18 protein-coding genes are annotated in these 16,186 nt (G+C 59.1%); 3 read left to right on the top strand and 15 right to left on the bottom strand.

Translation table 11 applies throughout. The features are described from left to right. Nucleotides 1-10: 10 nt before the first annotated feature. Nucleotides 11-136 (top strand): hypothetical protein, encoded by a 126-nt coding sequence (locus AC2FD8_RS09420; RefSeq protein WP_496855649.1) that lies wholly within the window; start codon nucleotides 11-13, stop codon nucleotides 134-136. Next, nucleotides 137-1,009, top strand: a complete 873-nt coding sequence (locus tag AC2FD8_RS09415) for a substrate-binding domain-containing protein (RefSeq protein WP_496855648.1) — start codon at nucleotides 137-139, stop codon at nucleotides 1,007-1,009. It abuts the gene before it with no gap. A 52-nt stretch (nucleotides 1,010-1,061) separates the two neighbouring features. Here AC2FD8_RS09415 and AC2FD8_RS09410 read toward each other — a convergent pair whose 3' ends face one another. The 10 genes from AC2FD8_RS09410 to AC2FD8_RS09365 form a co-directional block, all read right to left on the bottom strand. After that, complete coding sequence (locus tag AC2FD8_RS09410; RefSeq protein WP_496855647.1) at nucleotides 1,062-1,877, bottom strand: ABC transporter substrate-binding protein; 816 nt, start codon at nucleotides 1,875-1,877, stop codon at nucleotides 1,062-1,064. Nucleotides 1,878-1,897: 20 nt separating this feature from the next. After that, nucleotides 1,898-2,632 (bottom strand): ATP-binding cassette domain-containing protein, encoded by a 735-nt coding sequence (locus AC2FD8_RS09405; RefSeq protein ID WP_496855646.1) that lies wholly within the window; start codon nucleotides 2,630-2,632, stop codon nucleotides 1,898-1,900. Beyond that, nucleotides 2,625-3,338, bottom strand: a complete 714-nt coding sequence (locus tag AC2FD8_RS09400) for an ABC transporter permease (protein ID WP_496855645.1) — start codon at nucleotides 3,336-3,338, stop codon at nucleotides 2,625-2,627. The genes AC2FD8_RS09405 and AC2FD8_RS09400 overlap by 8 nt, the downstream gene beginning before the upstream one ends. 157 nt (nucleotides 3,339-3,495) lie before the next feature. Beyond that, complete coding sequence (locus AC2FD8_RS09395; RefSeq protein WP_496855644.1) at nucleotides 3,496-4,485, bottom strand: ABC transporter substrate-binding protein; 990 nt, start codon at nucleotides 4,483-4,485, stop codon at nucleotides 3,496-3,498. A gap of 56 nt (nucleotides 4,486-4,541) precedes the next feature. Then, nucleotides 4,542-5,387: an ABC transporter permease gene (locus AC2FD8_RS09390; RefSeq protein ID WP_496855643.1), complete on the bottom strand. Its 846-nt coding sequence runs from the start codon at nucleotides 5,385-5,387 to the stop codon at nucleotides 4,542-4,544. After that, a complete protein-coding gene (locus tag AC2FD8_RS09385; protein WP_496855642.1) occupies nucleotides 5,384-6,316 on the bottom strand; it encodes an ABC transporter permease in 933 nt (310 codons plus the stop codon). The genes AC2FD8_RS09390 and AC2FD8_RS09385 overlap by 4 nt, the downstream gene beginning before the upstream one ends. After that, nucleotides 6,313-6,756 carry a GNAT family N-acetyltransferase gene (locus AC2FD8_RS09380; protein ID WP_496855641.1) on the bottom strand — a complete coding sequence of 148 codons (444 nt, stop codon included), beginning with the start codon at nucleotides 6,754-6,756 and terminating at the stop codon, nucleotides 6,313-6,315. Before AC2FD8_RS09380 ends, AC2FD8_RS09385 begins: the two co-directional genes overlap by 4 nt. Further along, a complete protein-coding gene (locus AC2FD8_RS09375; protein ID WP_496855640.1) occupies nucleotides 6,746-7,543 on the bottom strand; it encodes an ABC transporter ATP-binding protein in 798 nt (265 codons plus the stop codon). Before AC2FD8_RS09375 ends, AC2FD8_RS09380 begins: the two co-directional genes overlap by 11 nt. A gap of 54 nt (nucleotides 7,544-7,597) precedes the next feature. Beyond that, a complete protein-coding gene (gene hydA, locus AC2FD8_RS09370; protein WP_496855639.1) occupies nucleotides 7,598-9,052 on the bottom strand; it encodes a dihydropyrimidinase in 1,455 nt (484 codons plus the stop codon). A 93-nt stretch (nucleotides 9,053-9,145) separates the two neighbouring features. Then, nucleotides 9,146-10,396 carry a Zn-dependent hydrolase gene (locus tag AC2FD8_RS09365; RefSeq protein ID WP_496855638.1) on the bottom strand — a complete coding sequence of 417 codons (1,251 nt, stop codon included), beginning with the start codon at nucleotides 10,394-10,396 and terminating at the stop codon, nucleotides 9,146-9,148. Nucleotides 10,397-10,568: 172 nt separating this feature from the next. Here AC2FD8_RS09365 and AC2FD8_RS09360 point away from each other — a divergent pair, with 172 nt between their 5' ends. Next, nucleotides 10,569-11,183 (top strand): TetR family transcriptional regulator C-terminal domain-containing protein, encoded by a 615-nt coding sequence (locus AC2FD8_RS09360; protein WP_496855637.1) that lies wholly within the window; start codon nucleotides 10,569-10,571, stop codon nucleotides 11,181-11,183. Nucleotides 11,184-11,186: 3 nt separating this feature from the next. Here AC2FD8_RS09360 and AC2FD8_RS09355 read toward each other — a convergent pair whose 3' ends face one another. The 5 genes from AC2FD8_RS09355 to AC2FD8_RS09335 all read right to left on the bottom strand — a co-directional run bounded on the left by AC2FD8_RS09355 (nucleotide 11,187) and on the right by AC2FD8_RS09335 (nucleotide 16,070). Then, nucleotides 11,187-11,666, bottom strand: coding sequence for a hypothetical protein (locus AC2FD8_RS09355; RefSeq protein WP_496855636.1), 480 nt, complete (start codon nucleotides 11,664-11,666; stop codon nucleotides 11,187-11,189). A 73-nt stretch (nucleotides 11,667-11,739) separates the two neighbouring features. After that, a complete protein-coding gene (preA, locus tag AC2FD8_RS09350; protein ID WP_496855635.1) occupies nucleotides 11,740-13,044 on the bottom strand; it encodes an NAD-dependent dihydropyrimidine dehydrogenase subunit PreA in 1,305 nt (434 codons plus the stop codon). An 18-nt stretch (nucleotides 13,045-13,062) separates the two neighbouring features. Further along, nucleotides 13,063-13,899 carry a class I SAM-dependent methyltransferase gene (locus tag AC2FD8_RS09345; protein WP_496855634.1) on the bottom strand — a complete coding sequence of 279 codons (837 nt, stop codon included), beginning with the start codon at nucleotides 13,897-13,899 and terminating at the stop codon, nucleotides 13,063-13,065. 46 nt (nucleotides 13,900-13,945) lie between these two features. Then, on the bottom strand, nucleotides 13,946-15,280 hold the full coding sequence (locus AC2FD8_RS09340; RefSeq protein WP_496855633.1) for an NAD(P)-dependent oxidoreductase: 1,335 nt from the start codon (nucleotides 15,278-15,280) through the stop codon (nucleotides 13,946-13,948). 157 nt (nucleotides 15,281-15,437) lie between these two features. Continuing rightward, nucleotides 15,438-16,070, bottom strand: coding sequence for a cupin domain-containing protein (locus tag AC2FD8_RS09335; protein ID WP_496855632.1), 633 nt, complete (start codon nucleotides 16,068-16,070; stop codon nucleotides 15,438-15,440). Nucleotides 16,071-16,186: the final 116 nt, after the last annotated feature.

Below are 16,186 nucleotides of genomic sequence, written 5' to 3'. Positions count from 1 at the left end.
GGAGGAAACGATGAAAGCCTTTCTTGCCGCCGCAACTGCAATGGTCGTCATCACAGTTGCCGCCCCCTATGCGCTGAACCAGATCGGTTTCAGCGCGGAACAGGCGACCTCTGGCCCTGCTGTGCGCCTCGACTGAATGTCCGAATACCTGACGACGAAAGAGCTGGCCGACCTGTTGCGCATCGGTGAGCGGAAAGCTTATGATCTCGCCTCCTCGGATGAGGTGCCCTGTGTCCGCGCCATGGGCAAGCTGCTGTTCCCCCGGTCCGAGGTGATCGCGTGGCTCAACGCCTCGCGTTCCGGTCCACAGGTGGCGGAACCACCCCTGCCCCCGATTGTCGCAGGCAGCCATGACCCGTTACTGGACTGGGCCCTGCGAGAGAGCGGGTCGGGTCTTGCGACTTACTACGATGGCTCGTTCGACGGGCTTAGTCGCCTTGGCAATCGCAGCGCGCAGGCCGCCGCGCTGCATATCCACGAGGATGATGGCTTCAACACCCAATCCTTGCGCGACGCATTGGGCGAGGCCCCCGTGATCCTGATCGAGATCGCACAGCGACAACGCGGGCTTCTTTTGTCCCCTGAAACCTCGGGTATTGCTGGTTTTGCCGACCTCAGAGGTCGCCGCGTCGTACTGCGCCAGAACAGCGCCGCCAGCCAACGCCTGTTTGATGCCGAACTCACAACCCATGGCCTGACCCGAGACGACCTGACCGCCCTGCCCACCTGCGCCCGCACCGAGGAAGAGCTGGCCATCACTCTACACGACAACAAGGCCGAAGCCGGTTTTGGACTGGGTGCATTGGCCAGCCTCTACAGCCTGCGCTTCGTGCCCACCCACTCGGAACGGCTGGATCTGGCGATCTGGCGGCGGGCCTATTTCGACGAGCCGATGCAGAAACTACTACGCTTCTTGCACTCGGATCAGTTCCGCACCCGCGCCTCTGAATTTGGTGGATATGACCTGGCCGGTTTGGGTCAGGTCCACCACAATGGTGCCAGCGGTTAACGCTTCATCTTTTCAAAAATACTCTCGCCGAAGGCATTGGCCGCAGGCCAACCTACTGCGCATTGGGGAAAAACACCTGCTGGTCGTCCAGCCGGAATGCCGCAATCGCAGCCTGCCCGTCCGGCCCGGTCAGCCAATCAATGAACCTTTGCCCCGCACCGGCCCGGACCTTTGGGTGTTTCTCGGGGTTCACCAAAATCACGCCATACTGGTTGAACAAACGCGGATCACCCTCGACCAGAATCTCCAGATCCCCTCTATTGCCAAAGGACAGCCATGTCGCCCGGTCTGTCAGCGTATAGGCCCCCATGCCGCTGGCGATGTTCAGCGTGGCCCCCATGCCAGATCCGGTCTCGCGATACCATTCACCCGACGCTTCGGTCGGATTCAAACCAGCGTCCGCCCAATGGCTCATCTCGGCCTTGTGCGTTCCGCTGTCATCCCCGCGCGAGGCAAATACGGCCTCTGCCTCCTCGATCGCAGAAAGCGCTGAGAGGATATCTGATCCCCCTTTAACGCCCGCTGGGTCCGATTTTGGCCCGACCAGAACAAAGTCATTATACATCAGATCAAAACGCTCAACGCCCCAGCCATCCGCAACGAATTGCTCTTCTGCAGGTTTGGAGTGGACCAGCAGCACGTCCCCATCGCCATTCACCGCATTGCGAATGGCCTGACCGGTGCCAACGGCCACGACGCGGACATCAATACCGCTTTCCGCCTCAAAGCCCGGCAACAGATAGTCCAGCAACCCCGAATTCTGGGTCGAGGTCGTGGATTGTACCACGATAAATGGCTCTTCCGCTGTGGCTATGCCGGCCATCATCCCAAGCCCAAGCGCCGCTGCGCGCAAAATTGCCCGTCTCATCACATGCTCCAATGTTTTTGTTATGTAACCAATGCACCCGAGAGATAGCGACGTGATGCGTCGCTTTCAGGGGCATCCAGAACCTGTTTGGCCGGTCCGTGTTCCACCACGCGCCCGCCCTGCATCATGACAATATCCGCAGCCAACCGCCGCGCCTGTCCGATATCATGTGTCACCATGACGATCCTTACTCCGCGCGCCGAGGCCCGAAGGATCATACGCTCAATCATCTGCGCAGCACTTGGGTCCAGCGCGCTGGTCGGCTCGTCCAGAAACAGGGTCTCAGGGGTCATCGCCAAAGCCCGCAGGATCGCCAGCCGTTGCGCCTCCCCACCCGACAAAGACCGCGCGGGCTGCCGGGCTTTACCCTCAAGACCACCTTCTGCCAACAGCTCGGCAATCCTAAGTTTGCGCACGCGACGCGCCAGTCCCTGCCGTTTCAGCACGAAATCCAGATTGGCAGACACCGATCGGCGCAGAAGAACGGGCTGCTGGAACACCATCGCCTGCCGCGCTGTATGAGAGGCGTTCAGCGGAGAACCATCTTGAACAACTTGCCCCTGATCCGGCGCGATCAACCCATGCAGACACCGCAAAAGCAGGCTTTTGCCCGCCCCGTTCGGACCCAGCAACAGTGTTGGCCCCGGTCCGTCCAGCGTCAGCTCGGCCACATCCAACAAGGCCTGGTCATTGCGCCGGATGATCAGATCGCGGACCTGCAGGGACTGTGCCATCTCAAAGGTCAGATCACGCATGGCGCAACCCCTCCCGTTCGGCGCGGAGGCTGGCGGCGCTGACCATGGCGTTCACGGCCACAGCGATCCCGATCAGGATCGCCCCCAGCGCCAGCGCCAAGGCCAGATTGCCCTTTGAGGTCTCAAGCGCGATTGTCGTGGTCATGACCCGCGTGACGTGATTGATGTTGCCGCCCACGATGATCACAGCGCCCACTTCGGCAATGGCCCGACCAAACCCGGCCAGAAGCGCCGTGATCAAAGCCAAGCGCGCATCCCACAACAACACCGGAACCGAAGCCAGACGCGACACGCCCAGCGAGCGGAGCTGTTCCGAATACTCCTCGGCCAGCATCTCGACCACTTGCCGGGTCAGTGCGGCGACGATGGGCGTGACCAAAACCACCTGCGCGATGATCATGGCGGTGGGCGTATAGAGCAGCTCCAACACTCCCAAAGGACCCGAGCGGGACAGCATCAAATAGACCAGCAACCCGACCACCACAGGCGGAAAGCCCATCAAAGCATTCATCAGCACGATCAACGCGCGGCGTCCGGGAAAGCGCGCCACGGCCAGCGCTGCCCCGACGGGCATCCCGATCAGCGCCGAGATTAGCACCGCAAACACGGATACTTTCAGAGACAGAAAGACAATCGCCCATAGATCCGCATCCCCATTGAGGATGAGAGAGAGGGCGTGATTGAATTCTTCTGCAAATCCTTGCATTTTATCCCTTTGAGCGCAATTGAAAGGATGATTTGCGCTAAATTACAGGGAAATACTACTATAACTTCGCCAAGAGTACACACACGAAACCGACAGTCAGAATAGAAAACGCGGCCCCGTTTGGGACCGCGTCTTTGCGTCAGAAAGTCTGACTGGTTTAGTTCAGCGCAGCGTCGGTCACCTGATGTGTCCATGCCCCTTCCGGCTTCGCGGTGATGACCGGATCGGACCCACCTGCAAGCAGTGTGCCCACCGTCCGCTCAAAATCAGCCGGGTCCAGCGCCCCGTTCGATCCTGCGGTCAGCTTGGCAATCTCGCCCATCATGCGTTTCTGATGCTCTTCGGTCTGCGCGCCGGTGGCGTCATTGTCGAGAACGATCAGAGCGGCCTCATCCGGGTTCTCTTCGGCATATTTCCAGCCTTTCATCGAGGCCCGCACAAAGCGCTGCATTTTCTCAACAAATGCCTCATCGCTCAGGTTCTCTTCCAGCACATACAGGCCATCTTCCAGCGTCGCGACACCCTGATCTTCGTACTTGAAGGTCACCAGCTCATCCGGATTCACGCCTGCATCAATGACCTGCCAGTATTCATTGTAGGTCATGGTGCTGATGCAATCGGCCTGACGTTGCAGCAAAGGATCAACGTTGAAACCCTGCTTCAGCACCTCAACACCGTTTTCAGCCTTGCCGCCTGTGTCGATGCCCAGCTGGCTCATCCAGCTCATGAATGGAAATTCGTTGCCAAAGAACCAAACGCCGAGGGTACGGTTCTTCAAATCCTCGGGCGAGGAAATCCCCGCATCCTTCCAGCAGGTCAGCATCATGCCTGAGCTTTTGAAAGGCTGCGCGATATTGACCAATGGCAAGCCTTTTTCGCGCGCGGCCAGTGCGGCCGGCATCCATTCGACGGTCACATCCGCACCGCCACCCGCGATCACCTGAGTGGGCGCGATATCGGGACCGCCCGGCAGGATGGTAACGTCCAGATCTTCTTCCTCGTAGAACCCCTTGTCCTTCGCGACGTAGTAGCCTGCAAACTGCGCCTGCGTGACCCATTTAAGCTGCAATGTCACCTCATCCGCGGCCAGTGATGCACTGGCGGCCAGGCTAAAGGCGGCAACCGCCCCGCTGAGTAGCTTTTTCATCTTCATCTTCTCCTTGTTACGAATTGTGCCCCGTTTTCGGGGTCTGGTTGGTCTTGTTATCTGCGTTGTGAAGGGTGCCAAAAGGTTACCATTTTTTCGAGCGCCGCCACCAAAGCATAGAACGCTGTCCCGGCCAGTGCAGCCACTGCGATTTCCGCCCAGACGAGATCGATCGACAGGCTGCCCACCCCGGTTGATATCCGAAAGCCCATGCCGCGTGTGGGTGAGCCGAAATATTCGGCCACAATCGCCCCGATCAGCGCAAGTGTGGTGGCAATCTTGAGGCCATTGAATATGAACGGCATCGCCGCAGGCAGGCGCAGCTTGATCAGCGTTTGCGTATAGCTGGCCGCATAGGTCCGCATCAGGTCTCGTTGCATCGCATCCGCCTCACGCAGGCCTTGCACCGTATTCACGAGGATCGGGAAGAACACCATCACGACAACCACGGCCGCTTTGGAGTGCCAGTCGAACCCGAACCAGCTGACCAGAATGGGCGCGATCCCTACAATGGGAAGCGCCGCGACGAAGTTGCCGATAGGCAGCAACCCTCGGGTCAGAAAGACGGACCGGTCGATCAGAACAGCCGTCAGAAAGGCAGCAGAGGCACCGATTGCGAACCCGGTGAAAGCGCCTTTGAACACGGTCTGTTTGAAGTCCTGCCACAGAATATCGGTCGAGTTCACAAAGGTCTGCGCCACCATCGACGGCGGCGGCAGGATTACGGGCGAGACGCCCAGCCCTTGCACCAGCCCCTCCCACAGGATCAGCAGCGTGACACCAAAAAGTACGGGAACAAAGACACGCACGCCTTTGGAATCACGGTAGATCGACCGTGCCAGCCATGCGTTCAGCCACCAGGCGCCGGCCCAGAAGGCGAGGGAAAAGATCAACCAGCTCATGCGCTCATCCCCATACGTTTCAGAGTCACTCGCTGCAGAATATCCAGCAAAGTCACCAGAATGCCCGCCAAAATAGCCGCTGCGAACAAGGCCGCCCAGATGGCCAGAGGCGTGCCGAACTGATCGCCGATCAGAATACGCGCGCCGAGGCCTGAGATCGCTCCGGTCGGCAGCTCACCCACAATGGTCCCGACCAGGGCCGCCGCGATGCCAACCTTCAGCGATGTAAACAGATAAGGCACCGAGGACGGCAGGCGCAGTTTCAGAAAGGCCTGAAATCCGGTCGCACTGTAGGTCTGAAGCAAATCCAGCTGCGAAACAGCTGGCGAGCGCAACCCTTTGACCATCCCGACCAGTACCGGGAAATAGCACAAGTAGGCCGAGATTATCGCCTTTGGCACCCCGCGCCCTTCGATCCCCAACTGAGAACTCAGGACAATGATCATCGGCGCCAGTGCCACAATCGGCACGGTTTGGCTAATGATGGCCCATGGCATCAAACTCATATCCACCACGCGGGAATAGACGATGGCCACGGCCCCCAGGATGCCAACGGCCGTGCCCAGCACAAACCCCCAGAGCGTGGATTGCAGCGTGATCCACCCGTGATAAATCAACGAGCGTTTCGACATCGCCCGGCCCCGCATCACCATTTCGCCGGTGGTTTTCCAAAGCTCCTGCCCGACTTGAACAGGCGTTGGCAGGCGCGGGCGATCCAGCTCGTAGCCACCTGCGATATGCGACGGGTTCTGCGCCATCAGAACCCAAACCGAGACCTGCTGACGTGCCCTCGACGTTTCGGGCGTCACGGTTTCCCCTGCCCGTTCCGCCTGATCGAGCGAAACACGAACATTCATTGGCGCGACGGCCAGATACCACAGGACCGCAATGGCTAGTAGAACAGTCAAAACAGATAAGAGCTGCTTCATGCGTGCCACTCCATCCGGTAAACCGGCACGGTGTCCGGGGGCACGGGCGGCTCTTCGCTTGTAACCTCGAACCCTTCGCGCCGATAGAACCGTTGCGATTCCGTGTTCGGCGTGTGTGTTGTCAGCCAAAGAAACGCGCGGCCCTCTTTGGCCTTGTCAACAAAGCGCTTGCCAATGCCTTGCCCGGTCCGTCTGCAATAGAGCGCACCGATCTTCTGCTCTGCCGGGTCCACGGACATGTAGCAATCGACTGGGTTACCCGTGACCCAAATCTCGCGTTGATCAAAGGCCTCTTCAATCAAGGCTGTCAGTTGTTCAACCGGCAGCTCCTCGGGCATCCACTCCGTTTCGCAAGCCCAATCGTGGATCACATGGGCGCAGGCAGGCACGTCCCGCAAAGTGGCGCGCCTGATCATATCCGAGGCCCCATCAGTCATCATAGGAATGCCCCGCCCGCAGACCGTCCCGCACCCGATGCGCAACCTCGATAAACTCCGGCGTGTCGCGGATATCTAAGGGCCGCTCCTTGGGCAGAGGGCTGTCGATCACATCCGTAATCCGCCCGGGCCGAGGGCTCATCACCACGATCTTGGTGCTGAGATATACGGCCTCAGGGATCGAATGCGTAACGAAGCCAATCGTCTTCTCCGTACGCGCCCAAAGCGCCAGAAGCTGTTCGTTGAGGTGATCGCGCACGATCTCGTCCAACGCACCGAACGGCTCATCCATGAGTAGGATATCCGCGTCAAAAGCCAAGGCCCGCGCGATACTGGCCCGCTGCTGCATACCGCCCGACAGCTGCCATGGAAATTTCCCACCAAACCCAGCAAGATCAACAAGTTCGAGAACTTTGTTCACGCGCTCTTCCTGCTCGGACGCGGAATAGCCCATGATCTCAAGCGGCAGCTTGATGTTCTTGGAGATGGTCCGCCACGGATACAGACCCGCCGCTTGAAACACATAGCCATAGGCGCGCTTGCGCCGCGCCTCATCCGGGGTCATGCCGTTGACGGTCAGAGTGCCGCCGGTCGGCGTCTCCAAAGCCGCGATGCAGCGCAGAAAGGTGGTCTTGCCGCAGCCCGAAGGACCGATAAAGCTGACAAAGTCGCCTTTGTCGATCGTCAGGTTCACATCTTTCAGCGCATGAACCGGGCCGTCATTCGTCTGGAAGGTGAGATCCAGCTGCCTTGCCTCGATCACAGGCTGGGTCGTAGAGTCAATGTTCATTCCATAGCCTTGAAAAATTTGATTGCGGGCCGCCCGACAAGCGACCCGAATGCGTCAGACACCCGTCGCCGGAATACCCGTCCGCTCCACCGGGCGCGGGGCGGTCAGTTCTTTCCAGGTGCTCAGCGCCTTGTTCACATGGGTGTTGGCCTCACGCGCCACGAACTTCCCGTGCCCTTCCTGCGTCTGGATCTCACCATCATGCACGGCAACCGAACCACGAGTCAGCGTGAATCGCGGCAACCCGCGCACTTCCTTGCCCTCGAACACGTTGTAGTCGATCGAAGATTGCTGCGTTTCGGCCGAAATCACCTTGGCCTTGTCCGGATCCCACACCACCAGATCAGCATCTGCGCCAACCAAAATCGCACCTTTTTTCGGGTAGCAATTCAATATCTTGGCGATGTTTGTTGAAGTGACCGCCACGAACTCGTTTGGCGTCAAACGCCCGGTATTCACCCCATGGGTCCACAGCATCGGCATCCGATCTTCCAGCCCTCCGGTCCCGTTCGGGATCTTGGTGAAATCCCCCACGCCATAGCGTTTCTGCTCGGTCGTAAAGGCGCAATGGTCGGTGGCGACCACGCTCAACGTGCCCGATTGCAGACCGTTCCACAGGCTATCCTGATGCTGTTTGTTCCGGAACGGAGGGCTCATGACCCGCCGCGCCGCATGTTCCCAATCGTGGTGGAAATACTCGCTCTCATCCAAGGTCAGGTGCTGGATCAGAGGTTCCCCCCACACCCGCTTGCCCTGCATCTTCGCGCGCCGAATGGCCTCATGCGCCTCTTCGCAAGAGGTATGCACCACGTACAAAGGCACGCCCGCCATGTCCGCAATCATGATCGCGCGGTTGGTCGCTTCGCCTTCGACCTGCGGCGGACGGGAATAGGCGTGTGCCTCGGGGCCGGTATTGCCCTCGGCCAGCAGCTTGGCGCTCAGCTCGGCCACCACATCACCGTTCTCGGCATGTACCATCGCGGTGCCGCCCAACTCGGCCAGACGTTTGAACGAGGCAAACAACTCATCATCATTCACCATCAACGCGCCTTTATAGGCCATAAAATGCTTGAACGTGTTGATGCCGCGCGTCTCGATGACAGTCTTGATGTCATCAAACACCCGCTCGCCCCACCAGGTCACCGCCATGTGGAACGAGTAGTCACAATTCGCCCGCGTCGATTTATTGTCCCACCGCTTGAGCGCGTCCAGCAAGCTTTCGCCCGGATTGGGCAGCGCGAAATCCACCACCATCGTAGTGCCACCTGCCAGGGCCGCGCGCGTTCCACTTTCGAAATCGTCGCTGGAATAGGTCCCCATGAACGGCATCTCAAGATGCGTGTGCGGGTCGATCCCACCGGGCATCACATAACACCCCGAGGCATCCAGCTCCTTGTCGCCGCGCAGGTCCGGCCCGATCTCGGTGATCACACCGCCCTCAACTTTCACATCCGCCTTATAGGTCAGATCAGCGGTTACGATGGTCCCGTTCTTGATGACAGTACTCATTTCAAACTCCCTGTTGCGGTCTGCGCCGCTTGCTTCATCTGGCTAAAAATATCCCGGGGGAGTCGCGGCCTGCCGCGACGGGGGCAGCGCCCCCTATTCCACGATCTCCGCCGTCTCAACGACCGCATGCAGCAAAACATCCGCCCCGGCAGCCGCCCAATCTTTGCTAATCTCTTCAGCCTCGTTGTGGCTCAGGCCATCTACGCAAGGGCACATCACCATCGCGGTCGGCGCGACCCGATTGATCCAGCAGGCATCATGCCCGGCCCCCGAGATGATATCCGTATGGGAATAGCCCAGCCGCTCTGCCGCGTCGCGCACGGCGGCCACGCATCCCTCATCGAATTTGACTGGATCGAAACCACCGACCTTTTCGAATTCAATCTGCAGGCCCATTTCGTTCACGATATCCTCAGCCGCCACACGCAGGCGGTTTTCCATATCAGTGATCACATCCAGCTCGGGCGAGCGGAAATCGACCGTGAACACCACCTTGCCCGGAATCACATTGCGAGAGTTCGGGTACACATCAATATGCCCCGCAGCGCCAACGGCATGCGGCGCATGCGACCACGCAATCTCATCCACTTTTTCAAGAATACGCGCCATCGCCAGACCTGCATTCTTGCGCATCGGCATCGGGGTCGAGCCGGTATGGGCATCCTTGCCGGTCACCGTGATCTGGGTCCAACTCAGCCCCTGACCGTGGGTGACGACACCGATATCCTTACCCTCAGCCTCCAGAATCGGCCCCTGTTCGATATGCAACTCAAAGAACGCATGCATCTTGCGCGCGCCGACCTCTTCCTCGCCGCGCCAGCCGATACGCTGCAATTCGTCGCCGAATGTCTTGCCCTCGGCATCTTCGCGAGCATACGCCCAATCCTGCGTGTGCATCCCTGCAAACACGCCCGAAGACAGCATCGCAGGGGCATAGCGTGTACCCTCTTCATTCGTCCAATTGGTCGCCACGATCGGATGTTTGGTTTTGATTCCCAAATCGTTCAACGTGCGGATGATCTCCAACCCTCCCAGAACGCCCAGAACCCCATCATACTTCCCGCCGGTCGGCTGTGTATCCAGATGCGAGCCGACATAGACCGGCAGCGCCTCCGGGTCCGAGCCCTCGCGCCGCGCGAACATGTTGCCCATCTGATCCAAACCCATGGAACAGCCCGCATCCTCGCACCAGCTTTGGAACAGCGCGCGCCCCTCGGCGTCTTCATCGGTCAGCGTCTGTCGGTTGTTGCCGCCTGCGACACCGGGGCCGATCTTGGCCATCTCCATCAGGCTGTCCCACAACCTGTCGCCGTTGATCCTGAGATTCTGCGCCGGAGCTGCCATAGTCTTCTTCCCTGTTGCTTGCGATTTGGCTCGCTTTTTGGTGTCTTGATTTGACCATCTGGTCAAACTCACGCTATCACGGGTTCGACATCAGTCAAGAAATTGCGCGCCATCGCTGGAGTTTTCAGCAAAATCCCCTATGAGATGACGCAAAAACAGACACGTTGGACACATGCCGAAAGACCGCGCACCCACCAGGATCCAAAAGAAAAATCGCGCCGCGATTCTGGAAGCCGCGCTCGAGGTCTTTTCGACCCATGGGTTTCGCGGGGCCACTGTCGATCAGATCGCATCCGCTGCCGGGCTGAGCAAACCCAACCTGCTATACTACTACCGCAGCAAAGACGCGATTTATGCCGCCCTTCTCGAGCGTCTTCTCGACACGTGGCTGGACCCGATGCGCGCCATCAACCCCGGTGGCGACCCCCTGACCGAGCTGTTGGGATACATCCACCGCAAACTGGAAATGAGCCGCGACTACCCGCGCGAAAGCCGCCTGTTTGCCAACGAGATCATTCGCGGCGCCCCGCATATCTATGAGGTACTGTCCACCGATCTGAAAGCACTGGTCGATGAAACCTCGGCCCTGATCCGACGCTGGATGGCCGAGGGGCATATCGCCGAGGTGAACCCCTATCACCTGATTTTCTCGATCTGGTCTTTGACCCAGCATTACGCGGATTTCGACGTCCAGATCCGCGCCGTTCTGGGCGCAGATGATGCCGATCCCTACCCTGACGCGAAGATCTACCTCGATCAGGTGTTCACGCGCCTGCTGACGCCGTAATCGCTATTTCGCGGGCTTCAGCGCCAGAATACGGCGCAAAAGTACAATCGCCATGGCAATAAGAATGGTCAGGTCACCCATGGTCTTGACCGTATTTATCTTGGGCACTTTGCCAGCATCCTTGACGATCGCGGTATACATTTTCGGCTGCTGTACCCCAGCCATGTGATCCTTGGCCGAGGCCTTCACGTAGGCGTCAAAATTCTGCAGTGCCTTGACCTTTTTGATCACCTGACCAAGGAATCGCTGGTCCAGCTGACGTTCTTCCTTCAACTTCGCCATCATCTCTTCGAGAGAGCGCTTCAGCTTCTCAAGACTGTCCAGATCGCGTTTGATCTGCTTCTGATGCTGAAGAAAATTCTTGGCGGCCATCGCGTCACGTTGCTTGGCCTTGGACAGGGCAACGTTCTTTTTGGACGTGTCACGGTCAAGCTTTGTGACCTTGTTGCCGCCCTTGTTCCGGCCCGGTGGTGCCGCTGGCATGACATTCTCCTTTGATCCTGTCTGTCAGCGGCAGTGTAGCACCGAACCGGCTTTTTGGGGATGAAGGTTTCCCTTACTCTGCTGCTTTTGCCATCGGGTTGTTCGGATGCGAGGTCCAGTTGGCATAGTCCGGCTGCACGGTTTTACCGGTTCGCGGATCGACCTCACCTACTGCCATCTGCTCCATCGTGATGCAGCCATCAATCGGGCAGACATCCACGCAGAGGTTACAAGCGACGCATTCGTCATCCATCACCTCGAACACACGATCATCAGACATTGAGATCGCCTGATGGCTGGTATCCTCACAAGCAGCATAGCACCGGCCGCATTTGATACACTGGTCCTGATCAATCTTGGCCTTGGCCACATAGTTCAGGTTCAGATACTGCCAGTCGGTGACATTCGGCACCGCACGACCAATGACCTGATCGACGCTGGTATAGCCCTTCTCATCCATCCACTCAGACAGACCCGCAGTCAGCTCATCAATGATCTTGAACCCGTAGGTCATCGCGGCGGTACAGACCTGCACATTGCCACAGCCAAGCGAGATAAACTCGGCCGCGTCCCGCCATGTGGTCACGCCGCCAATGCCGGAGATGGGCATACCATGAGTGGCCTCGGCTCGCGCGATTTCAGACACCATCGACAGGGCAATCGGTTTGACCGCCGGACCGCAATAGCCGCCATGACTGCCCTTGCCGTCAATCGAGGGCTCGGGGCTGAACGTATCCAGATTGACGCTGGTGATCGAGTTGATCGTGTTGATCAGCGACACCGCATCTGCGCCGCCATTCCGTGCTGCCGCCGCAGGTTTGCGGATATCGGTGATGTTGGGCGTCAGCTTCACGATGACCGGGCGGTCATAGTACTGCTTGCACCAACGGGTCACCATTTCGATATATTCGGGCACCTGCCCCACAGCAGACCCCATGCCGCGTTCGCTCATGCCATGCGGGCAGCCGAAGTTCAGCTCGATCCCGTCCGCGCCAGTCTCAGAAACGCGCGGCAGGATGGCTTTCCACGCCTCCTCCTCGCAGGGCACCATGATCGAGGCGATCAGCGCGCGATCCGGGTAATCCGCCTTGACCCGCGCCATTTCCTCAAGGTTCACCTCAAGCGGGCGGTCAGTGATCAGCTCGATGTTATTCAGACCCAGCAGCCGACGATCCGCGCCGTAGATCGCGCCATAGCGCGGCCCGTTCACGTTCACGACCGGAGGGCCCTCGGACCCCAGTGTTTTCCAGACAACGCCACCCCATCCGGCCTCGAACGCGCGGCGCACGTTGTATTCCTTGTCCGTCGGCGGCGCAGAGGCCAGCCAATAAGGGTTGGGGCTGGAAATGCCCAGAAAGTTTGTCGTCAGATCGGCCATGGCTTCTCCCTTCCCGGCTCAGCCGGTTTTTTTGAATATCATTTCAGTCGGGCAAATGCGCCCGGCCTTCAGGTTTTTTACGTAGTTTTGGAACTTCTCAGGGGCCGTCTCGCCCATCATCAGGTGGATACCCAACGCGGGCGGGCCGCTTTCAGCCATGCGCGCAAAGGCTTCCTCAAAGAAGGCAAGTGCGAACTCGGTACGATCCGTCTCAGTCACCAGTTCCAGACCCGCAGCACTTGCAGCATCGCGGTAGACATCGGGCGCGTGGACGAAGGATGTCTCGGCCACGGTGGACCATGGCAGAGGAAACGCCAACGGCTCAGCCGCCTCGCCGCCCATCACGTCGAACAAGGCAAAAGTACCGCCTATCGCCAAAGCCCGAGAGACCTCGGCGAACAATCCAGCCTTGTCTTCGATGTTCATGCCAACATGAAACATCACGGCCAGATCGAACCCGGCATCGGGAACCGGCAAATCGAGGGCGCTGCCCACAAGAAACTCCGACTTACCGGAATGGCCGACAAGATCGCTGAGCGTCTTGGCCGTTTCGACAAACTCAGGCGTCAGGTCGACCCCAGTGACCGTCGAGTCATACCGATCCACGATATAGCGTGATGTCCCGCCGATACCGCAGCCAACGTCCAGCACACGCGTCGCGTGGGTGGGCGAGAGCTGAGCGAACAGGTTGTCGGTTGCCTTCACACCACCCGTATGAAACTCGTCCCCGGCCTTGAGGTCGGCAACAGTGGCTGCATCCGGGTCAATACCACTGGCCTCAAGCGCCGCGCGGACGCGTTCGGTCAGGGCACCGGTTGTGTAATGTTGGGCAACAGCTTGTTCGATCTGGGACATGACGATACCTCAGCAGCAATAAAAATGGGGTGAATACCCCATCTTATCACGAAACGAGCGTTGCGTGGATGTCCATCGCAGCGTCCCGGCCCTCGGCCACGGCTGTCACGGTCAGATCCTCGCCACCTGAAGCACAGTCTCCGCCCGCCCAGACACCATCCAGAGAGGTCCGCCCGGCCCCGGTGACAGCGATCTTGTTGCCGTCCAGCGCCAGACCTTCGGGCGCGCCTTCAAGCGTTTGACCAATTGCCTTGAGGACTTGATCAGCCGGAAGCCGGATCATCTCACCCGTCCCTTCAAGCCTGCCGTCCCGAGTGGTGGTGTATTCCAGTTCGATATCGACCGCCGATCCATTGCCGTAGACGGCGACCGGCTGCACATTCGTCAGAATCCGCACCCCATGCGAGGCAGCGAGGTCCTGTTCGTACCGGCTGGCACCCATCGCATCGCGACCACGGCGATAGGCGATCGTGACATGCTCAGCGCCCAGCAGTTTTGACTTCACCGCCGCGTCTACTGCTGTCATGCCTCCGCCGATCACGACCACATTCCGCCCGACCGGCAAATGGGCCAGATCTTCGGCCTGACGCACATCCGAAATGAATTCCACCGCATCGCGCACACCGTCCTTTTCGGTGCCTTGCGCACGCAGCGCATTCACACCCGCCAGTCCGATCGACAGGAACACGGCATCATAGTTCTCAGCCAACCCGTCCAGCGAAATCGTATCGCCCAGAACCGAGCCGGTTTCGATCGCGATGCCACCAATTTTCAAGAGCCAATCCACTTCGGCCTGAGCGAAGTCATTGGTCGATTTGTAGGCCGCAATCCCGTATTCGTTCAGACCGCCGGGTTTCGGCTTGGACTCGTGAATCACCACGTCATGCCCCAGCATCGCCAGACGGTGCGCACAGGCAAGACCGGCAGGCCCTGCCCCAATCACGGCAACCGTCTTGCCCGTAGGCGCGGCGCGTTCGAAGGGGTGATCGCCCGCTTCCATCACGGTGTCAGTCGAATAGCGCTGCAAGCGCCCGATCTCGACCGGTTTGCCTTCGGCGGCCTCACGAACGCACGCTTCCTCGCACAAAGTCTCGGTCGGACATACGCGGGCGCACATGCCACCCAGAATGTTTTGCTCGAGGATCGTGCGACCGGCTGCTTGCGGCTGACCGGCCTGGATCTGGCGAATGAACAACGGAATATCGATATCCGTCGGACAGGCCGTCACACACGGCGCATCATAGCAGAAATAACAGCGATCTGCCGCCACGGCGGCCTCATGCGGGGCCAATGGCGGATGCAGATCGGTGAAATTCGAGGTCAGCTCATCGCTGGAAAGCCGCCCTGGGACGATCCCGGGTGCCATCTGGCCCTGTGCCATCACTCTACTCCCTGTAGATATGTTTGTTGTAAGGCTCAGCTTGGCACATTCTGATTTTTTATCAATTGGTAAATTTTATCAACCGGTCAAAAAATGAAAAATCCGGGCTTTTGACCCGGATTTCTGCGACTCTGCCCAAAATTGATGCGGGATCAGGTCAGATCATGCCCGCCAAATGCCCCGACTTCATCCAAACACGCGCGCCATCCGGCCCCGCAATGGCCTGCGACGGCGATCCGGGTGGCAGGCGCAGCCAGTCCCACGCAGCAAATGAGTCACCGCCCTCGTCAAAGCCGCCGGCGATGACAAACACCTCAAGCCCGCCTTCTGCACTCAGATCAATGACCTCACCTGCGGCCCATTGCGCGATGCGCACATCCTCATGCTCATCCTTGAACAAGCGCAGATCGCCCTGACCGTTGATCGAGCGTTTGACCTCGGTCCGGTCAGACGGGTCGAATTGATGCAGCTTGACCAGAATGGTCGCCCCATCCGCCGCCGAAGGGGTATGGGATGAGGTCGGAGGGTTGCGAACATAGCTGCCCACCGGAAAATCCCCGGTTTCGTCCTGAAAGACGCCATCCAACACCAGATACTCTTCCCCACCATCATGGGTGTGGGCCGCGAAGGCACTGCCGGGGGCAAAACGTACGATCGTGGTGGCGCGGGCGACTTCTTCTCCGATCCGGTCCAGCATCTTGCGCTCGACCCCTGCTGCTGGTGATTGCACCCATTCGGTCTGATCAAAATGCACCGCAGCGCGTTTGGTGAAATCCGCGTTGATCTTCATGGCGGCCTCCTGCTTTGAGTTTCCTGCATGAGATGGGATGGAGAACGCGAAAATCAATCCGACAGTTTTGACGCCCCCTGCGACTTGCTGTAGTCCCTAGGAAAACGGGCGACAGG

This window comes from Ruegeria sp. YTSC192, assembly GCF_059609705.1.
This window is presented reverse-complemented; position numbering and strand designations above follow the sequence as displayed.

Excerpts from the sequence above, each read along its gene's own strand:
- AC2FD8_RS09410 (WP_496855647.1), bottom strand. The coding sequence starts at position 1,877 with ATGAGACGGGCAATTTTGCGCGCAGCGGCGCTTGGGCTTGGGATGATG.
- AC2FD8_RS09400 (WP_496855645.1), bottom strand. The coding sequence starts at position 3,338 with ATGCAAGGATTTGCAGAAGAATTCAATCACGCCCTCTCTCTCATCCTC.
- AC2FD8_RS09415 (WP_496855648.1), top strand. The coding sequence starts at position 137 with ATGTCCGAATACCTGACGACGAAAGAGCTGGCCGACCTGTTGCGCATC.
- AC2FD8_RS09345 (WP_496855634.1), bottom strand. The coding sequence starts at position 13,899 with ATGTCCCAGATCGAACAAGCTGTTGCCCAACATTACACAACCGGTGCC.
- AC2FD8_RS09420 (WP_496855649.1), top strand. The coding sequence starts at position 11 with ATGAAAGCCTTTCTTGCCGCCGCAACTGCAATGGTCGTCATCACAGTT.
- AC2FD8_RS09340 (WP_496855633.1), bottom strand. The coding sequence starts at position 15,280 with ATGGCACAGGGCCAGATGGCACCCGGGATCGTCCCAGGGCGGCTTTCC.
- AC2FD8_RS09375 (WP_496855640.1), bottom strand. The coding sequence starts at position 7,543 with ATGAACATTGACTCTACGACCCAGCCTGTGATCGAGGCAAGGCAGCTG.
- AC2FD8_RS09335 (WP_496855632.1), bottom strand. The coding sequence starts at position 16,070 with ATGAAGATCAACGCGGATTTCACCAAACGCGCTGCGGTGCATTTTGAT.
- AC2FD8_RS09405 (WP_496855646.1), bottom strand. The coding sequence starts at position 2,632 with ATGCGTGATCTGACCTTTGAGATGGCACAGTCCCTGCAGGTCCGCGAT.
- AC2FD8_RS09355 (WP_496855636.1), bottom strand. The coding sequence starts at position 11,666 with ATGCCAGCGGCACCACCGGGCCGGAACAAGGGCGGCAACAAGGTCACA.
- AC2FD8_RS09395 (WP_496855644.1), bottom strand. The coding sequence starts at position 4,485 with ATGAAAAAGCTACTCAGCGGGGCGGTTGCCGCCTTTAGCCTGGCCGCC.
- AC2FD8_RS09365 (WP_496855638.1), bottom strand. The coding sequence starts at position 10,396 with ATGGCAGCTCCGGCGCAGAATCTCAGGATCAACGGCGACAGGTTGTGG.
- AC2FD8_RS09385 (WP_496855642.1), bottom strand. The coding sequence starts at position 6,316 with ATGAAGCAGCTCTTATCTGTTTTGACTGTTCTACTAGCCATTGCGGTC.
- preA (WP_496855635.1), bottom strand. The coding sequence starts at position 13,044 with ATGGCCGATCTGACGACAAACTTTCTGGGCATTTCCAGCCCCAACCCT.
- AC2FD8_RS09390 (WP_496855643.1), bottom strand. The coding sequence starts at position 5,387 with ATGAGCTGGTTGATCTTTTCCCTCGCCTTCTGGGCCGGCGCCTGGTGG.
- AC2FD8_RS09380 (WP_496855641.1), bottom strand. The coding sequence starts at position 6,756 with ATGATGACTGATGGGGCCTCGGATATGATCAGGCGCGCCACTTTGCGG.
- AC2FD8_RS09360 (WP_496855637.1), top strand. The coding sequence starts at position 10,569 with ATGCCGAAAGACCGCGCACCCACCAGGATCCAAAAGAAAAATCGCGCC.
- hydA (WP_496855639.1), bottom strand. The coding sequence starts at position 9,052 with ATGAGTACTGTCATCAAGAACGGGACCATCGTAACCGCTGATCTGACC.